Below are 16,559 nucleotides of genomic sequence, written 5' to 3' on the forward strand. Positions count from 1 at the left end.
CCCGCCGTCCGGTCTCCTGTCGACAGCCACACCGACCATCACTCACCATCCCGGGTCAGTTCTTGTTCTTCACGAAACGCAGGTGCACCACATCCAGGTAGCGCGCGGCGAAGCCTGCCTCGGAGTAGGCGAGATAGAACGTCCACATCCGTCGGAAGGTCTCGTCGAAACCGAGATCGGCGATCAGCGGCCACTGCCCCTCGAACCGTTCCCGCCACAACTGCAACGTCCGCGCGTAGTGCATCCCGAACTCCTCGACGGCGTCGAACTGCAGGCCCGCGCTCGCCGCGGCGTCACGCATCGCCTCGCCAGACGGGATCTGCCCGCCAGGAAAGATGTACTTGTGGATCCACGTGTAGGTTCGCGCAGACGAGAGCATCCTGTCGTGCGGCATCGTGATCGCCTGAATCGCGGCCCGACCGCCCGGTGCGAGAAGACGCTCGACGGTCTCGAAGTAGACGGGCCAATACTCCATGCCGACGGCTTCGATCATCTCCACCGACACCACGGCGTCGTATTCGCCGTCGACGGCACGGTAGTCCAGCAGATCGACCCGGATGCGGTCGCTCAAGTCTGCCTCGCGCGCCCGGCGCAGGGCATGCGCGCGCTGCTCAGCGGAGAGCGTCACCGAACGGACCGTCGCCCCGCGGGCCGCGGCGCGCAGGGCGAGTTCACCCCAGCCGGTCCCGATCTCGAGGACGCGTGTGCCCGCCCCGACTTGCGCGTGATCGAGGAGACGGTCGATCTTGGCGCGCTGCGCGTCGGCGAGTTCGACCCATTCGGCGACGGCGGCCTGCTCGTCCGATCCGAAATGCGCACTCGAGTAGGTGAGCGTCTCGTCGAGGAACAATGCGAACAGGTCGTTGGACAGGTCGTAGTGACGAGAGATGTTCGACCGCGTGTTGTCGACGGAGTTCTCCTCGTCGGACGGTTGAGTCGGGAGCAGCAGGCGTCGCAGTCGTTGCAGTGAGGGCGGAACAACCGTCCCGATCCGCTCGGCGAACGGGACGAGCACACCGACGAGATCGTCTGCGGTCCACTCCCCCGCCATGTACGACTCCCCGAGACCGATCAGGCCGTCCGAGCCGATGCGTCGGAAGAACGCGTCTGGTTCGGTGATCGTCATCGTCGGCAGGTCTCCACGGGTCCGGGTGTCCGACGGCCCGTAATCCACCACGATCGGCAGTCGGCGCGCAACGCGCTCGAACAGGACCCGCGCCGCGGCGCCCCGCAACCCGGACGTCGCCGTGGCCGGCGCCTCCGGCAGAGCGAGTGCCGGACGCCTCGTCCGGTCCGCGAGAAGGGTGGACGGGTGGTCGTCTCGGTCGACGGTCATCGGGCTACCTCTCGGTCGGTGGTTCGGGTTCTGTCTCGGGGGACGATCGGGAGTCCGGCCGCCCACAGGCGGATGCCGTGGATGCGGATGCGCGCCGCGACCATCCACGGTGCGAACGGAGACGTCAGATTCGCCATGAGCACCGCGGGAACAGTGGCAGGCCTGGCTCGTCCGGTCATCGTGGCGGTGAACGGCGGCATTCCCGGACGCTCCAACACCACCGCGACCGACACCCGCCCGTCCGCGGTCGGTTCGGGCAGGCGCAGACGGTAGTCGCCGTCCACATCGTTGAAGGGCGAGACGTAGAAGTCCTTGGCGACCGTCGCACGGCCGCCCTCGTCGGTACGCACCACGTAGCAGTGACGTCCGCCGTAGGTGTTGTGGACCTCGGCGACCACGTACTCGAGACGGCCCGCCCGATCGTGGCACCAGTAGACGCTCAGCGGATTGAACGTGTAGCCGGCCACACGCGGGGACAGCAGTGCGGTGACCCGGCCGGTCGGCGCGGGCACGCCCAGTGCGCGCACGGCGTCGTCGAGCTTGGCACGCAGACTCTCGTGCGGTCCGGTCTCACGAGCGAAATGGTCGGCGGCGGCGAACCGCGCGAGTCCGCGCACGCCGAACGGCAACCTCGGCAGTCCGTCGAGGTCGACGAGCCACTGCAGACTGCGGTGGGTGAACCTGTGATCCACCGGCGATCGGCGGATGTGCGAGATCCGCACCGGAACGATCTGTGCGCGGGTCATCGCACCGCTCCGGCGAGGAGATCGTCGCCTGCTCGGCCCCAGCGTCCACCGAACCGGACAGCAGCCGACGCGCCCGCCGACGCGCCGTCTTCGTGGAATCCCCACCCGTGGTAGGCGCCGGCGAATGCGACCCGCGGCGTGTCCACCTCGGCGAGGCGCTGCTGCGCCGACACGGACTCGACGTCGTAGACCGGGTGCTCGTACGTCATCTCGGCGACGACGGTGGACGGGTCGACGAGGTCGGTGCGCCCCATCGTGACCAGGGCTCGTTCCGGGCCGTCGGGCAGCCGCATCAGGCGTGTCAGGTCGTAGGTCACGGCGACCTCGTCGCCGTCGGTCCGAATCTGGTAGTTCCAGGATGCGCGAGCCCGTTTCGCCTTCGGGAGGAGACTCTCGTCGGTGTGCAGCACGGCGTGCTTCGATGCGTAGCGCATCGCACCGAGCACGGTGCGCTGCGCGTCCGACGGCTGCTCGAGAAGCGCTAGCGCCTGATGCGGATGGGTCGCGACGATCGCCGCGTCGTAGACGTCCGTGGCGGTCGCGGTCCGGACGACGACACCGTCTGTGTCTTCGCGCAAGGCGATGACCGGCGACGACGTGCGCACGGCTCCGCCGGACTCGGTGATGCCGCGAGAGACAGCCTGAACGTAGGTGTCCGAGCCGCCGACGACCGTCCGCCAGGTGGGAGACCCGAACACCGTGAGCATTCCGTGGTGATCGAGGAAGGCGAACAGGTAGCGCGCCGGGTAATCGGCTGCGGTGGCAGAGTCGCACGACCAGACCGCCGCAACCAGCGGGAGCAGGAAATTGTCGACGAAATAGTCCGACAGGTCTGCCGTCCGGACGAAACTGCTGAGCGGGACGTCGTCTGACGGGTGGTCGAGAACCTCGCGGGCGAGGGCGTGGAAGCGCTTCACTTCCGCGAGCATCCGGAGATGGCGGATGCTCAGCGCGTTGCGGATGCTCGGGAAGAGACCTCCGACGCCGAGCGCACCGGCGTATTCCAGGCCGGTGACCTCGGACGAGACCGACATCGACATGTCGGTCTCCTGGGTGGGCACGCCGAGTTCGTCGAACAGTCGCAACAGCGTCGGGTACGTCCGGTCGTTGTGGACGATGAACCCGGTGTCGACGTTGTGGACGCGGCCGTCCGAGGTGGGAAGCTGCTGGGTGTGGGCGTGTCCGCCGAGCCGACCGTCCGCTTCGATCAGCGTGACGACGTGCTCGTGGGAGAGGAGATGAGCCGAGGTCAGACCCGCGACGCCGCTGCCGATCACGGCGATGGAGGACCCTGGCGAGAGTGGTTTCGGAGTGTTCACGCTAGGCGTTCGGAGCCGGGCGGGAATCGGATGGGTCCGATCTCCGCCCGGCCCCGGACGCCGTCAGCGACCCAGCTGGTGTCGCAACGACTCCTCGAGGGTGGCGTGTCGGAATCGGTGCCCGACGTCGTCGAGCGCACGATTGTCGACGTGCTGGTCGGCGGCCGCCAGTTCGCGGACTCCCTGCCGGCCCAGGAGCAGCGCCGGCCCGAACTCGGGAACGGGAAGCACCGCCGGACGATGGAGCACCCGCCCGAGCGTCTTCGCGTACTCCCGGCCAGTGACCGGCGCCGGCGCGACCGCGTTGACCGGGCCGTCGAGGCGGTCGTCGAACAGCGCACGCAGGTAGACGTCGACGAGGTCGTCGAGATCGATCCACGACAGCCACTGGCTGCCGTCGCCGATGGGCCCGCCGAGGCCTGCGGCGAAGATCGGGCGCTGCAGGCGTAGCGTCCCGCCCGTCGGACTCTGCACGATGCCGGTCCGCACTTGAACGGTTCGGATGCCCGGCACCCTGGCCGCGTGCTCCCAGTCGCCGACGACGTCGGCGAGGAAGCCGCCGCCCTTCGACGACGATTCGGTGAGCACCTCGTCCGGTCGGGCGTACCCGTAGAAACCGATGGCCGAAGCGGAGACGAAGGTCCGGACCGTGGACGAAGCCGCGGCGGCCTGTGCGAGCAGCCGCGTCGGCTCCACTCGGGAGTCGCGGATCTTCGCCTTGTGCGAGTCGGTGAACCGGCCGGCGATCGGCGCCCCGGCCAGATGGACCACCGCGTCGACTCCGGCGAACAGGTCGGACGCCGGCGCGGCCGGATCCCATGCGCGCACATCGTCCCCGTGCCCGTCGTGCGCGTGCCGGTCGAGCCGGATCACCCGGTGTCCGCCGGTGGTGAGGAAGGCGCACAACGCGGAACCGACCATCCCGGAGGCCCCGGACACCGCGATGACCGACGGCGCGAAACCCCTCTCCCGCGCCGTGTGGTGCGACGAGAGGTCGTCGGCCACCTGCCGGTGGCGATACTCGAATGTCGGGCGCAGCAGTGCTGCGGGCACCGCGGTGTGAACGCGGTCGACCATCACTGTCCGGCCGTCCGGTGCCTCCCGGAAGTCGTGCACGTGGCGCCACGGTCCGGCGAGGGACGGCGGGATGCTTGTCACCCCGTCGACGACGCGCTCGTCGACGAACCGGTGCGGCGGTGAGTAGTCGGACCCGACGTGCTGCGCCTGCCAGCGCAGCCCGCCGGGCAGGCCGAGCACCGCCCGACCGTCCGCGAGCGAGTCGGCTTCGCTCATCGCGTGCATCGGCTGCCACGGCGGCAGCAGCCGACGGAGCGCGCCGGGCCTTCCGAACCAGGCGAACACCTCATCGATCGACGCGTCGACAGTGCTTGTGAACTCGATGCCCATGGACTCCAGCCTGCTCGTGGAAACGGTGGGGCGCCACCTGTGGTGGTTACTTCTTCGCCGGGGGCATGAGCACCTGGTCGATGAGGTAGACGGTCGCGTTGGCGGTGCGGACGCCGCCGCAGATCACGTTCGCGCCGTTCACCTTCAGATCGTCGCCGCTTCCGGTCACCTCGAGAGTGGAGCCTTCAACGGTCTTGTGTTCTCCCGCGACCTTGGACGGTGATGCCTGCCCGCTGACCACGTGGTACGTCAGCAGCGACTTGAGGCCTGCGTCGTCGGTCTTGAGCGCGTCGAGAGTGTCCGCGGGAACCCTCTTGAAGGCGTCGTCGACCGGCGCGAAGACGGTGAACTCGCCGCCGTTGAGGGTGTCGACGAGGTTCACGTCCGGGTTCAGCTTGCCGGACACCGCTGACGTCAACGTGGTCAGCAGAGGGTTGTTCGACGCTGCGACGGCGACCGGTTCGGTGGACATTCCAGTCACCGATCCCGGGCCCGTCGGCACCTTCTCCGCGTAAGCGGCGCAGCCGGGACCGACGAGGTCGGCCGCAGGATCGGCCATCGTCCCCGACGTCGCCATCGCGGTCGACGTCATCGCCGCCGAGTCGGTGGCTTCCGTGGACGAGTCGTCGCTCGAACACGCTGCCATGGTCGCCGTGAGTGCGATCGCGAAGCCCATCGCGGCGATCTTCGCTCCGGTCGTCTGCTTGATGCTCATCGGTTCTCCTATGTCATTGATCCACGGCCCGTCGCCGAGATCAGCTGGTGTGACAGGAGCCATTCGGAACCGCCCGGTGATCGGATGGGTGCGAATTCTCCAACCCATCCGAGACGCCGCCCGTGCCGAATGCCGACCATGTACACAGTCGTGCTCATCGGATTCGTCGGCGGCCTGATCACCGGCATCTCTCCGTGCATCCTCCCCGTCCTCCCCGTGATCTTCTTCTCCGGCGCGCAGAGCTCCCGTGAGACGGCCGATCCCGATTCCGACGCTCCAGACAGCTCTCCGAGGAAGCGTTTCGAGGAGACCTCTCGCCCGTACCGGGTGATAGCGGGGTTGGTGGTCAGTTTCGCGACGGTGACCCTGGTCGGTTCGAGCCTGCTGTCACTGCTCCGACTGCCGCAGGACACGTTCCGGTGGGCGGGCTTGATCGTCCTGACGACCATCGGCGTGGGCCTGATCTTCCCGGCCGTCGAACGGCTGCTCGAGAAACCGTTCTCGCGACTGCCGACGCGACAGGTCGGAGCGAACAAGTCGGGGTTCGGTCTCGGCCTGGCCCTCGGCGTCCTCTACGTGCCGTGTGCAGGGCCGGTCCTGGCTGCCATCGTCGTCGCCGGAGCCACCGGCGAGATCGGACTGCAGACGGTCGCCTTGACCCTGGCGTTCGCGCTCGGCGCCGCTCTCCCACTGCTGGTCTTCGCGCTCGCCGGGCGGCGGATCGTCGAACGTGTGTCGGCGTTCCGACGCCGTCAGCGCGGTATCCGAATCGCGGGCGGCGTGATGATGATCGGACTGGCCGTCGCACTCGTGCTCGATGTCCCGGCTGCTTTGCAGAGAGCCATTCCCGACTACGCAGGGACGTTGCAGGACTCGGTCGGGGGCGCGGACGACTTGACGTCGCGGCTCCAGCTCGGCGGCATAGTCACCGATGAGAATCGAGAGCTGTCCAAATGCGACGACGGCGCCGAGGAGCTTCAGAGCTGTGGCCGGGCGCCCGCGCTGTCCGGGATCAGCGAATGGTTCAATACCCCGGACGGTGCGCCTCTCCAGCTCGACAACCTTCGCGGCAAGGTTGTGCTCATCGACTTCTGGGCGTACTCGTGCATCAACTGCCAGCGATCGATCCCGCACGTCGTGGACTGGTACGACAAGTACCGTGCCAGCGGCCTCGAGGTTATCGGCGTCCACACACCCGAGTACGCGTTCGAGAAAGTCCCGTCCAATGTGTCCGCCGCAGCGCGTCGCCTCGGCATCTCGTACCCGATCGCACTGGACCCGTCGTTCTCGACGTGGACGGCGTATCGGAACAGTTACTGGCCTGCCCAGTACTTGATCGACGCTACCGGCACCGTCCGCCACATCGAGTTCGGCGAGGGCGGCTACGCGACCTCCGAACGTCTCATTCGTGAGCTGCTGACCCAGGCCCGTCCGGGGGTCTCCCTTCCGGACTCGTCCGAGCGGGACGACACCACCCCGACCGACCCGACCACACCGGAGACGTATCTCGGCGTCGGCAAGGTGGTCAACTTCGCGGGCGGCGGGAAGTACGAGGCCGGGACCGGTTCATTCACGGTGCCGGGCGATCAGGCGGCCGACTCGTTCGCGTTGAACGGTCGATGGACGCTCGACTATCAGGGCGCCACCGCGGTGGCCGACTCGTCGATCTCACTGCGCTACCGCGCGAAGAACGTGTTCATCGTCGCCGGCGGCACCGGAACCCTGCGCGTGACCCGCGACGGGGTCACGTCGACGGTCCCGATCGAGGGTCCTCCGACGCTCCACCAGATCGTGTCGACCGCGGGCAGCGACAGCGGCCGGGTCGACGTGTCCGTCCCGGACGGACTGCAGGTGTACTCGTTCACCTACGGCTGATCAGTCGGCCACCGTGTGAGGCAGCTTCACCGACCCAGCGGCGACTTTCGCCGGACGCGACGGCGGCGGGACGACGGGGCCGACGTCGCCGTCGGGTGCGGTGTCGAGGTCGACGAACACGGGCGCATGGTCGCTCGGCTTGGTGCCCTTGCGGGCCTTCCGGTCCACCCACGAGGCCTGGACGCGTTCGGCGATCGGGGCTCCCGCGAGGATCAGGTCGATTCGCATTCCGAGGTCCTTGTGGAACATCCCCGCGCGATAGTCCCAGTAGGTGTAGATGCGCTCGTCGGGCCAGCGGTCGCGCATCACGTCGTGCAGGCCGAGCGCCTCGAGCGCGGCGAGTGCGTCACGTTCGCGCGGAGTCACATGGGTATGGCCGACGAACGCCGACGGGTCGAACGCATCGGTGTCCGTGGGGATGATGTTGTAGTCACCGCAGATCATCGTCGTCTCGGCTTCGTCGGCGATGCTCGCGCGGAGCGCTTCGAGCCAGTTCAGCTTGTACTCGTAGTGATCCGAGTCGACCTCGCGGCCGTTCGGCACGTACAGGGAGTGGACGCGGACGCCCGAACACACCGCGGAGATCGCGCGCCCTTCGGGGGCTCCTGCCGGATCGGGGAAACCGGGCGCACCGGGAAACGCGACGCGCACGTCGTCGAGTCCCACCTTGCTGAGCAGGGCGACACCGTTCCACTGCCCCTGGCCCGCATGTGCGAACTCGTATCCGCGCGAGGCCAACTCGTCACCGAGTTCGGCGGCGAACGCCTCGTCGGACACCTTGGTCTCCTGCAAGCAGACGACATCGGGTTTCCGCTCGTCGAGCCACGGCAACAGCCGAGGCACTCGCTGCTTCACCGAGTTCACATTCCAAGTCGCAACACGCATGCCGACCACCGTAGTCGTCGGTCCGACGGCACCCGTGCACGCGACGTCGAGACCGGCGAACCTTCCACGTCGGGTGTAATCCATGCCACAGTGGACACGTGCCGACCGCCCTGCCACACCGTGACGTGATCGCCGCCTCGTGGCGGCGGGTCCAGTCGTCCGGGTTGCTCCCCGACGACCGACCCGAGCCCGTCCTGTCGGACATCGCGTCCGCCGATCCCCTGCTCGACGCCGCCCGCCCAGTGCTGGCTCGCGCAGCCGAGGTGCTCAGCGGGACGTCCACCGCGCTGCTGCTCGTCGACAGTCAGAGCCGGATGGTGGCACGCGTGTCGTCGGACTCGACGCTCGAACGGAGTCTCGAGGACATCGGGGCGATCGACGGCGCGTCGTTCCACGAAGAGGCGATGGGAACCACTGCACTCGGTACGACCGCCGAAGTCCGGGGCGACGTCATCATCAACAGCGGCGAGCACTACCTGGAGCAGTTCCGGTCTCTGAGCTGCTTCGGCAGACCGATCATCCATCCCGCGACCCGTCGCGTGGCAGGCATCATCTGCATGACTGAGGTCGCCGACCGGATCAACCCGCTGTCAGTCCCACTCGTGCGCGGACTGGTCGACGACATCGCCGACCGACTCCTCAGCCGTTCGCACGCCGAGCACCGCACGGTGATCGCCGCATTCGAACAGGCGTCTGCCCGACGCGACTACGCCGTCGCGGCCGTCGGCGACGATCTCCAACTCACCAACGCTCTGGCTGCGGGGCTGCTCGCCCCTGCCGACTTCGGCACCCTTCGTCTCCTGCTCCACGATCGCCTCACGCCGTCCACGATCACCCTCGTCTCCGGTGCGGTGGCCCAGATAGCGATCGACCGGATTCCCGGTGTAGCGCACGCAGCCGTGTTCCGTCTGCGCCCGGAGGTCGGATCGGCGCCCGCGGTGTCCCTCACAGTGCCAGTCGCCGTCGGGGCGACCACTGCTGTCTGCGGCGAGCCGGGGACAGGCCGATCGACGCGAGCTCGCGCCTGCCTTGCCGACGACCGGGTGACGGTCGTCGACGTGGCCGCGGCCATTCTCGACGGCTCCCCGGTCGACGTGACGGCCGTCCTGCGGCAGGCTCGACTGTCGGGCAACGGGGTGATCTTCGACGACGCGGACCTCCTCGACGACAGGTCGCTGCGGCTCATGCACTCGGCTGTCGCGGCGAACAGCCCTTCCGATCCTCCGATCGTCGTCGTCACCGGACCTGGAGAATCACTCGCCCCGACTGCCGCCGCGCTGACGGCGTGCTGCGGACGACGCATCGTCCTGACTCCACTACGCGAAAGGCTCACCGAACTCGCGGCGCTGGGGCAGGAGGCACTCGCCGGAATAGACCCACGCCTGGACCTCGGATCCGACGCCGCCGATGCACTCGTCTGTCAGGAATGGCCCGGGAATCTCACTGAACTGACCAACGTCCTCCGACGGGCAGCCGACGCGTCGGCTGCCCGCGGCTCACGCACGGTCGCTTCGATCGACCTTCCCGTCGGGTATCGGTCGTCGACTCGCGCGTCGAAGTTGATGGGACTCGAGCAGGCCGAACGTCAGGCGATCGTGGCGGCGCTGGCCGCTGCGGAGGGCAACAAGAGCACTGCGGCAAGAGCTCTCGGCATCAGCAGGACAACGCTGTACGCCCGCATCCGGGCGCTCGGAATAATCGGCTGACCTGCACTGATCATCCGTTTTGGCCGTCATTCGAGCACCTGTCCAGAGGTGGTGTTCAGTTTCCGTACACGGCGGGCGCTCGACCTCATGCGAGAAATGATGTGCGTCACAGTGGCGCGCTTCACACACTCTCGCCAGGAGGTCTCCGATGACCACGACCACGATTCCGGGACTGCTTCCCGCCGTCGCCGACTTCGTCTCCACTGACCGAAAGATGCTGATCGGCGGCCAGTGGGTCGACGCGGCGTCCGGACGCACGTTCGCCACCAACGATCCGGCCACCGGCCGCGTCATCACCAACGTCGCCCAGGGCGAGGCCGCCGACGTCGACCGTGCCGTCGCGGCGGCCCGCGCAGCGTACGAGGGGCCGTGGTCGCGGATGAAGCCGAACGAGCGTGAGCGTCTCATCTGGCGGGTCGGCGACATCCTCTCCGAGCGAGCCGAGATCTTCGGGCAGCTCGAGGCGCTCGACAACGGCAAGTCCGTGGCCATCGCCACTGCTGTCGATGTCGGATGGTCGGCGGACGTGTGGCGGTACAACGCAGGCCTGGCCACCAAGATCACCGGATCGTCGGTCACGCCGTCGATGCCGTTCGCTCCCGACCAGCAGTTCCACGCCTACACCCGACGCGAGTCGATCGGCGTCTGCGGCCAGATCATCCCGTGGAACTTCCCCATCCTGATGGCGACGTGGAAGTTGGCGCCGGCACTCGCCGCGGGCAACACCGTTGTGCTCAAGCCTGCCGAGCAGACGCCGCTCAGCGCACTGCTGCTCGGCGAGGTGTTCGAGGAGGCCGGATTCCCGCCCGGCGTCGTCAACATCGTGCCCGGCTTCGGTGACGCCGGCGCCGCACTGTCCGCGCACATGGACGTCGACAAGGTCGCGTTCACCGGTTCCACCGAGGTCGGAAAGAAGATCGTTCACGCAGCCACCGGAAACCTCAAGAAGGTCACTCTCGAACTCGGCGGCAAGAGCCCGAACATCGTGTACAACGACGCCGATCTGGACGCCGCCGTCGCGGGTTCGGTCGCCGCGTGGATGTTCAACCACGGTCAGTGCTGCGTCGCGGGCACCCGCATGTTCGTGCAGCGGGACATCTTCGACGACTTCACGCAGGCCGTCGCGAACGCAGCCTCGCAGGCGAAGATCGGTCCGGGGCTCGACCCGACGACCGAGCTGGGGCCGTTGGTGTCACAGGAGCAGTTCGATCGTGTAAGCGGCTACATCCAGCAGGGTCTCGCCGACGGCGCCCGGGCGCTGACCGGCGGCGGCCGGTGGGGCGATGAGGGCTACTTCGTCGAACCCACCGTGTTCGTCGACGTGAAGCCCGAGTTCTCGATCGTCGAAGAGGAGATCTTCGGCCCCGTGGTGGTCGCGCTGCCGTTCGACGACGAAGAGGACGTCGCTCGCGCGGCCAATGACTCGATCTACGGTCTCGCCGCAGGCATCTGGACCAAGGACGTCTCGAAGGCCCACCGCACGGCCGCCAAACTGCAGGCCGGCTCGGTCTGGGTGAACCAGTACAACGGCTTCGACACCGCCCTGCCGTTCGGCGGTTTCAAGCAGTCCGGCTGGGGCCGCGAACTCGGCGACTCCGCCGTCGATCACTACACGCAGACCAAGTCCGTCAACATCGCGCTCTGACCCCACCCCCACCACCAAGAAGGACTCCCCATGAAGACCAAGGCAGCTGTACTCCTCGAAGCAGGCAAGCCGTTCGAGATCATGGAACTCGAACTCGACGGCCCCGGCCCGGGCGAAGTGCTGATCAAGTACACGGCCGCGGGCCTGTGCCACTCGGATCTGCACCTCACCGACGGCGACCTCCCGCCCCGCTACCCGATCGTCGGAGGCCACGAGGGCTCGGGAATCATCCAGGAGGTGGGCCCCGGTGTCACGAAGGTCAAGGCGGGCGACCACGTGGTGTGCAGCTTCATCCCGAACTGCGGCACCTGCCGCTACTGTTCGACGGGCCGCCAGAACCTCTGTGACATGGGCGCCACCATCCTGGAGGGATCGATGCCAGACGGCACGTTCCGGTTCCACGGCCACGGCGTCGACTTCGGCGCGATGTGCATGCTGGGCACGTTCTCCGAGTACGCGACGATCTCGCAGCACTCGGTGGTCAAGGTGGACGACTGGCTTCCGCTGGAGACCGCCGTTCTGGTGGGCTGCGGCGTCCCCTCCGGCTGGGGTACCGCGGTCAACGCGGGCAACCTCCGCGCGGGCGACACCGCCGTGATCTACGGCATCGGCGGCCTCGGCATCAACGCCGTTCAGGGTGCCGTCGCTGCAGGCTGCAAGTATGTCGTCGCCGTCGACCCGATCGCGATGAAGCGCGACCAGGCGCTCAAGTTCGGCGCGACCCACGCCTTCGCGACCGCGGAAGAGGCGCAGGAGAAGGTCACCGAACTCACGTGGGGCCAGGGCGCCGACGCCGCACTCATCCTCGTCGGCACCGTCGACGTGCCGGTGGTTCAAGCCGCGACCGCGGTGATCGGCAAGGGCGGACGAGTCGTGATCACCGGCCTGGCCGACCCGACCAAGCTCACCGTCCAGGTGTCGGGCACCGACCTGACCCTGAATCAGAAGACGATCATGGGTTCGCTGTTCGGTTCGATGAACCCGCAGTACGACATCGTCCGCCTCCTTCGCCTGTACGACGCGGGAGAGCTCAAGCTCGACGAGTTGGTCACCAAGCGCTACTCACTCGAAGACGTCAACCAGGGATACGAGGACCTTCGCAACGGTCTGAACGTCCGCGGCGTCATCGACCACGCGTCCTAGACCAGAAACCGAGTGAGCGGGCGCCGCTGATCGTCCGATCGGCGGCACCCGCTCTCGCGGTTGCGGGTTCAGAAACGGTGCGACCGACTTACAAAACGGTGAAGGTCGGCATCCGGCGGCGCGTCGCGCAGTCTCTCACTCGCCACGACCATCCGATCGAACAGCGGCAGCCTTGTCGATGCCGCGACGACAGGCGTGTTGTCGACGCACCGCATCAGGAACGGCACATCCGAACGCGTCGTTTCGACGACTCGATCGTCGAGTGGGTGACCGGGAGGCTCATGTGCTCGACGCTAGCCGCCTGAGCCGCGACTGTCGACCGTTTGACCGACAACGTGTGTCGTGGGCACGAGATCCGCTGAGATCCAGGCGATGAGATCACGGCTGCCCCGCGGGCCCCAGTCCCGTGCCTCAACTTCACAAACGTGCCTCAACGTGACTGACCAGCCTGAGCTCAGGCTGGTCAGTGATGTTGAGGCACGTTTCCTGAGCTGAAGCACGAACTCCCCTGCTTCATCTCTCACTCACCTGCTTCATTGTGTCTTCCCTGCCTGAGCTCAGGCAGGGAAGACGAGTTGAGGCAGGGGCGTGCGATATGAGGCAGGGTTGCGCGCCGGGATCACGCACCGCACTCCATGGCATATCCGAATCGCTGCTGATTGCACCACGTGGCGAAACCACTGAGGTTCATGAACACGGTTCCGTCTCTTGTCGAACGCACGAGGCCGCCGGTGTAGGCGCGCCCGCTGCGCATCGGAACGCCTGCGCCCCAGGTCTGAACCCGCTTGTTGAGTCGCACGCGGATACGGTTCCCGTTCGAATACGTCCCCCACGAGACGAGATGCTTCGCACCGTTCGACGCGCCGGAGAACACAGTCATGTAGCCCCAGCCGTTCCTGTTCAGCGACATCTTTCGCGTGTGCCCGACCCACACGCCGGTGAACTTGGCGCCCGCCGGACCCACGTTCTTCGCCTGATGCTGTCCAATCGGCACAGTGGGCGACGCCTCGGCGGTTCCCGGCGCGATCAACATCGCAACAGCTGCTACAGAACCCAGCAGCGCGATCATGAACTTTCTGTACTTCATCTGACATACCTCCGGCTCGATTGGAAGCTCAGACTAGATCGCCCGACTCGACGCGTGGGCGTCTCGATTCCACAGTTCGGACCAACCTCGAGCGAATTGCATCGAACAGATCACACGCTCAGTCGGTCAGCGTCAGTGCTGTGGTCAGCTGCTCGGTCCAGGTGTCGACCACTTGGGCGCGGCGTTTGGAGTCGTCGGTGAGAGTGTCGGCCAGCCCAAGACCTCGCGCGAGGTCGAGGGTGGCCTGGGCGAGTCGGAAGGCGCGCGGATCGGTTCCATCGGGGTCGAAACCGTTGAGCGTCATCCGGTGCGCGGCACGCGCGAACTTCGCTTCCAATGGTGTGATCTGTTCACGAAGCAATTCGTCGGACGCCGCAGCTGCCCACACCTGCAGGGCGGCTTTGAACTCGCGACCGGTGTAGATGTCGACGGCGCGGTCGACGACGAGCCGGATCCGTTCGGGCCCAGCCGGCAGTTCGGCGCGGGACTCCGCCATCGAGGTGAGCTGCGTGAACATCTCCTCCAGCGCCGCGGTGATCAACGCTTCCTTTGTCGGGAAGTGATGCTGCGCAGCCCCGCGCGACACCCCGGCCTCCTCAGCGACCCGCGCGACCGTGGCCGACGCCCACCCGTGCTCGGCGAGGATGTCGAGGGTCGAGGACAGGAGCCGCTCCCGGGTGATCCGGGAGCGGTCCTGCTGTGGTTCCCGCGACGGCTGGGTCACGACGAACTCGCGTCCCACGCGGCTTTCCGCTTGGTCAGGAACGCCGTCATCCCCTCGCGCGCCTCGTCGGAGGCGAACAGCGCCGCCGACTCAGATGCCCGCGCGGATGCGCTCTCGCGGAAGTCTGCGAGGAGCGCGGCCGTTGTGAGACGCTTCGACGCCGCCAGCCCCTGCGGCGACGCCTTTCGGATGCCCTCGCAGATCGCGTGCAGTTCGTCCGACACCTCGTCGGTTGATCCGAGGGCCTTGCTGACCAGGCCGAACGACTCCGCCTGCTGCGGGGTGAACGTCTCACCGGTCAAGAAGTAACGTCCAGCCGCACGCGACGTCATCTTCGGCAGCAGCACGATCGAGATCATCGACGGCGCGAGACCCAGCCGCGACTCGGTGAGCGCGAAGGTGGCAGCAGGACCGGCGAGCGCGATGTCGGCCGCTCCGAGGAGTCCGAACCCGCCTGCACGAACGTGCCCGTTCACAACGGCGATCACCGGTTTGGTGATCTCGAGCATCGCGCTCATCAAACCGATCATCGCCTCGGCGCCTTCGGCTGTGGCCTCCTCGGGACTGAGTCCCCGACCCAGTGCCTCGCGCAGGTCGCCTCCCGCGCAGAACGTTCCACCCGTGTGGGTGAGCACAACCGCGCGAATGTCCTCGTCTGCGGCAGCATCGGCCAAGGCCGACCGCAGTTGGGACACGAGCACCGAGCTCAACGCGTTCCGATTGCCTGGCGAGTCGAGGGTGATCACGGCGACCGCCGCGTCCACCTCGCTCCGGACCAGAATGTCGTCGGCCATCTCAGTACGACTTCGGGAGACCGAGGCAGGTCTGCGAGACGAAGTTGAGGATCATCTCGCGGCTCACCGGCGCGATCCGCGTCAGTCGAGACAGCGGAAGCATCGCGGCGAGGCCGTACTCGACTGTCAGCCCGTTTCCGCCGAGCGTCTGCACTGCCTGATCGACGATCTTCGCGGTCGCCTCGCCTGCGGCGTACTTCGCCATGTTGGCCGGCACCGCCGCCCCCCAGTCGTCGCCCGCGTCGTACAGCGTCGCGGCCTTCTGCATCATCAGCTTCGCCATCTCGAGCTCGATCTTGCCCTGCGCGAGCGGGTGGGCGATCGCCTGGTGCGCGCCGATCGGCGTCTTCCAGACGCTCCGCTCGTTGGCGTACTCGACGGCACGTTCGAGTGCGTAGCGCCCCATGCCGACGGCCGACGCCGACGCCATGATTCGCTCCGGGTTGAGGCCCGCGAACAGCTGCGACAGCGCGGCGTCCTCGGAACCGACAAGAGCGTCAGACGGCAGACGGACATCGTCGAGGAAGAGGGTGAACTGCTTCTCCGGGTTGATGATGTCCATCTCGATCACCTGGGCTTCGAAGCCGGGTGCGTCGGTCGGCACGATGAACAGCGCCGGCTTGAGGCGACCCGTCTTCGAGTCCTCGGTACGGGCGACGATCAGGACTGCTTCGGCCTGGTCGACACCGGAGATGAACACCTTCCGACCGGACAGCAGCCACTCGTCCCCGTCGCGCCGGGCTGTTGTCGTGATCTGATGCGAGTTGGAGCCGGCATCGGGTTCGGTGATGCCGAACGCCATGGTGATCGAGCCGTCTGCCAGTCCCGGGATCCACTTCTGCTTCTGCTCGTCGGTGCCGAACCGAGCGATGATGTTGCCGCAGATCGCAGGCGACACGACCATCATCAACAGGCCGCTGCCACCGGCCGCCATCTCCTCCATGACGATCGCGAGCTCGTACATGCCCGCACCGCCGCCGCCGTACTCCTCCGGCAGGTTGACGCCGATGAAGCCGAGCTCGCCTGCCTCCTTCCAGAGTTCGTCAGTCTTGCGACCGGCACGCGCACAGTCGATGAAGTACTGGTGGTCGTACTTCTTGACCAACCCGGCAACAGCCTCTCGCAGGGCAGCGCGTTCTTCTGTCTCGATAAAGCTCATGGGTGTTGTTCCCCTACT

Annotated in this window: 14 protein-coding genes; 4 read left to right on the top strand and 10 right to left on the bottom strand. The window is 67.2% G+C overall.

Features of this window, described 5'->3' with window-relative positions; translation table 11 throughout:
* Positions 1-55 precede the first annotated feature (55 nt).
* From GM1_RS01765 to GM1_RS01785, 5 genes are all read right to left on the bottom strand, one after another.
* Positions 56-1,336, bottom strand: a complete 1,281-nt coding sequence (locus GM1_RS01765; RefSeq protein WP_008376099.1) for an SAM-dependent methyltransferase — start codon at positions 1,334-1,336, stop codon at positions 56-58.
* Positions 1,333-2,082 carry a DUF1365 domain-containing protein gene (locus GM1_RS01770; RefSeq protein ID WP_008376101.1) on the bottom strand — a complete coding sequence of 250 codons (750 nt, stop codon included), beginning with the start codon at positions 2,080-2,082 and terminating at the stop codon, positions 1,333-1,335. The genes GM1_RS01765 and GM1_RS01770 overlap by 4 nt, the downstream gene beginning before the upstream one ends.
* Positions 2,079-3,359: an NAD(P)/FAD-dependent oxidoreductase gene (locus tag GM1_RS01775; protein WP_008376103.1), complete on the bottom strand. Its 1,281-nt coding sequence runs from the start codon at positions 3,357-3,359 to the stop codon at positions 2,079-2,081. The genes GM1_RS01770 and GM1_RS01775 overlap by 4 nt, the downstream gene beginning before the upstream one ends.
* 105 nt (positions 3,360-3,464) lie before the next feature.
* Positions 3,465-4,808, bottom strand: coding sequence for a TIGR01777 family oxidoreductase (locus GM1_RS01780; RefSeq protein ID WP_008376105.1), 1,344 nt, complete (start codon positions 4,806-4,808; stop codon positions 3,465-3,467).
* Between the two features lie 46 nt (positions 4,809-4,854).
* The gene (locus GM1_RS01785; RefSeq protein ID WP_008376106.1) at positions 4,855-5,523 is read right to left on the bottom strand and encodes a fasciclin domain-containing protein; all 669 of its coding nucleotides are present in this window, start codon (positions 5,521-5,523) and stop codon (positions 4,855-4,857) included.
* A 138-nt stretch (positions 5,524-5,661) separates the two neighbouring features.
* On the opposite strand from GM1_RS01785, the gene GM1_RS01790 reads away from it, so the two are divergent.
* The gene (locus tag GM1_RS01790) at positions 5,662-7,398 is read left to right on the top strand and encodes a cytochrome c biogenesis protein DipZ (RefSeq protein ID WP_008376108.1); all 1,737 of its coding nucleotides are present in this window, start codon (positions 5,662-5,664) and stop codon (positions 7,396-7,398) included.
* Here GM1_RS01790 and GM1_RS01795 read toward each other — a convergent pair whose 3' ends face one another.
* Positions 7,399-8,283 (bottom strand): exodeoxyribonuclease III, encoded by an 885-nt coding sequence (locus tag GM1_RS01795; RefSeq protein ID WP_040519313.1) that lies wholly within the window; start codon positions 8,281-8,283, stop codon positions 7,399-7,401.
* A gap of 98 nt (positions 8,284-8,381) precedes the next feature.
* Between GM1_RS01795 and GM1_RS01800 the strand changes: the two genes are divergently transcribed.
* The 3 genes from GM1_RS01800 (at position 8,382) to GM1_RS01810 (ending at position 12,777) form a co-directional block, all read left to right on the top strand.
* Positions 8,382-9,989, top strand: coding sequence for a helix-turn-helix domain-containing protein (locus GM1_RS01800; RefSeq protein ID WP_008376112.1), 1,608 nt, complete (start codon positions 8,382-8,384; stop codon positions 9,987-9,989).
* A 148-nt stretch (positions 9,990-10,137) separates the two neighbouring features.
* The gene (locus tag GM1_RS01805; protein WP_008376113.1) at positions 10,138-11,634 is read left to right on the top strand and encodes an aldehyde dehydrogenase family protein; all 1,497 of its coding nucleotides are present in this window, start codon (positions 10,138-10,140) and stop codon (positions 11,632-11,634) included.
* A 30-nt stretch (positions 11,635-11,664) separates the two neighbouring features.
* A complete protein-coding gene (locus GM1_RS01810; protein ID WP_008376115.1) occupies positions 11,665-12,777 on the top strand; it encodes an NDMA-dependent alcohol dehydrogenase in 1,113 nt (370 codons plus the stop codon).
* 619 nt (positions 12,778-13,396) lie between these two features.
* Here the strand turns inward: GM1_RS01810 and GM1_RS01820 are convergent.
* The 4 genes from GM1_RS01820 to GM1_RS01835 all read right to left on the bottom strand — a co-directional run bounded on the left by GM1_RS01820 (position 13,397) and on the right by GM1_RS01835 (position 16,541).
* Positions 13,397-13,864, bottom strand: coding sequence for a hypothetical protein (locus tag GM1_RS01820; protein WP_008376117.1), 468 nt, complete (start codon positions 13,862-13,864; stop codon positions 13,397-13,399).
* 118 nt (positions 13,865-13,982) lie between these two features.
* Positions 13,983-14,606, bottom strand: coding sequence for a TetR/AcrR family transcriptional regulator (locus GM1_RS01825; protein WP_008376118.1), 624 nt, complete (start codon positions 14,604-14,606; stop codon positions 13,983-13,985).
* Positions 14,585-15,382, bottom strand: a complete 798-nt coding sequence (locus tag GM1_RS01830; protein WP_008376119.1) for an enoyl-CoA hydratase family protein — start codon at positions 15,380-15,382, stop codon at positions 14,585-14,587. Before GM1_RS01830 ends, GM1_RS01825 begins: the two co-directional genes overlap by 22 nt.
* Before the next feature lies 1 nt (position 15,383).
* Positions 15,384-16,541: an acyl-CoA dehydrogenase family protein gene (locus GM1_RS01835; RefSeq protein WP_008376121.1), complete on the bottom strand. Its 1,158-nt coding sequence runs from the start codon at positions 16,539-16,541 to the stop codon at positions 15,384-15,386.
* Between the last annotated feature and the right edge of the window lie 18 nt (positions 16,542-16,559).

Origin of the sequence: Gordonia malaquae NBRC 108250, assembly GCF_000344135.1 — a bacterium.
Classification (GTDB): Bacteria; Actinomycetota; Actinomycetes; order Mycobacteriales; family Mycobacteriaceae; genus Gordonia; species Gordonia malaquae.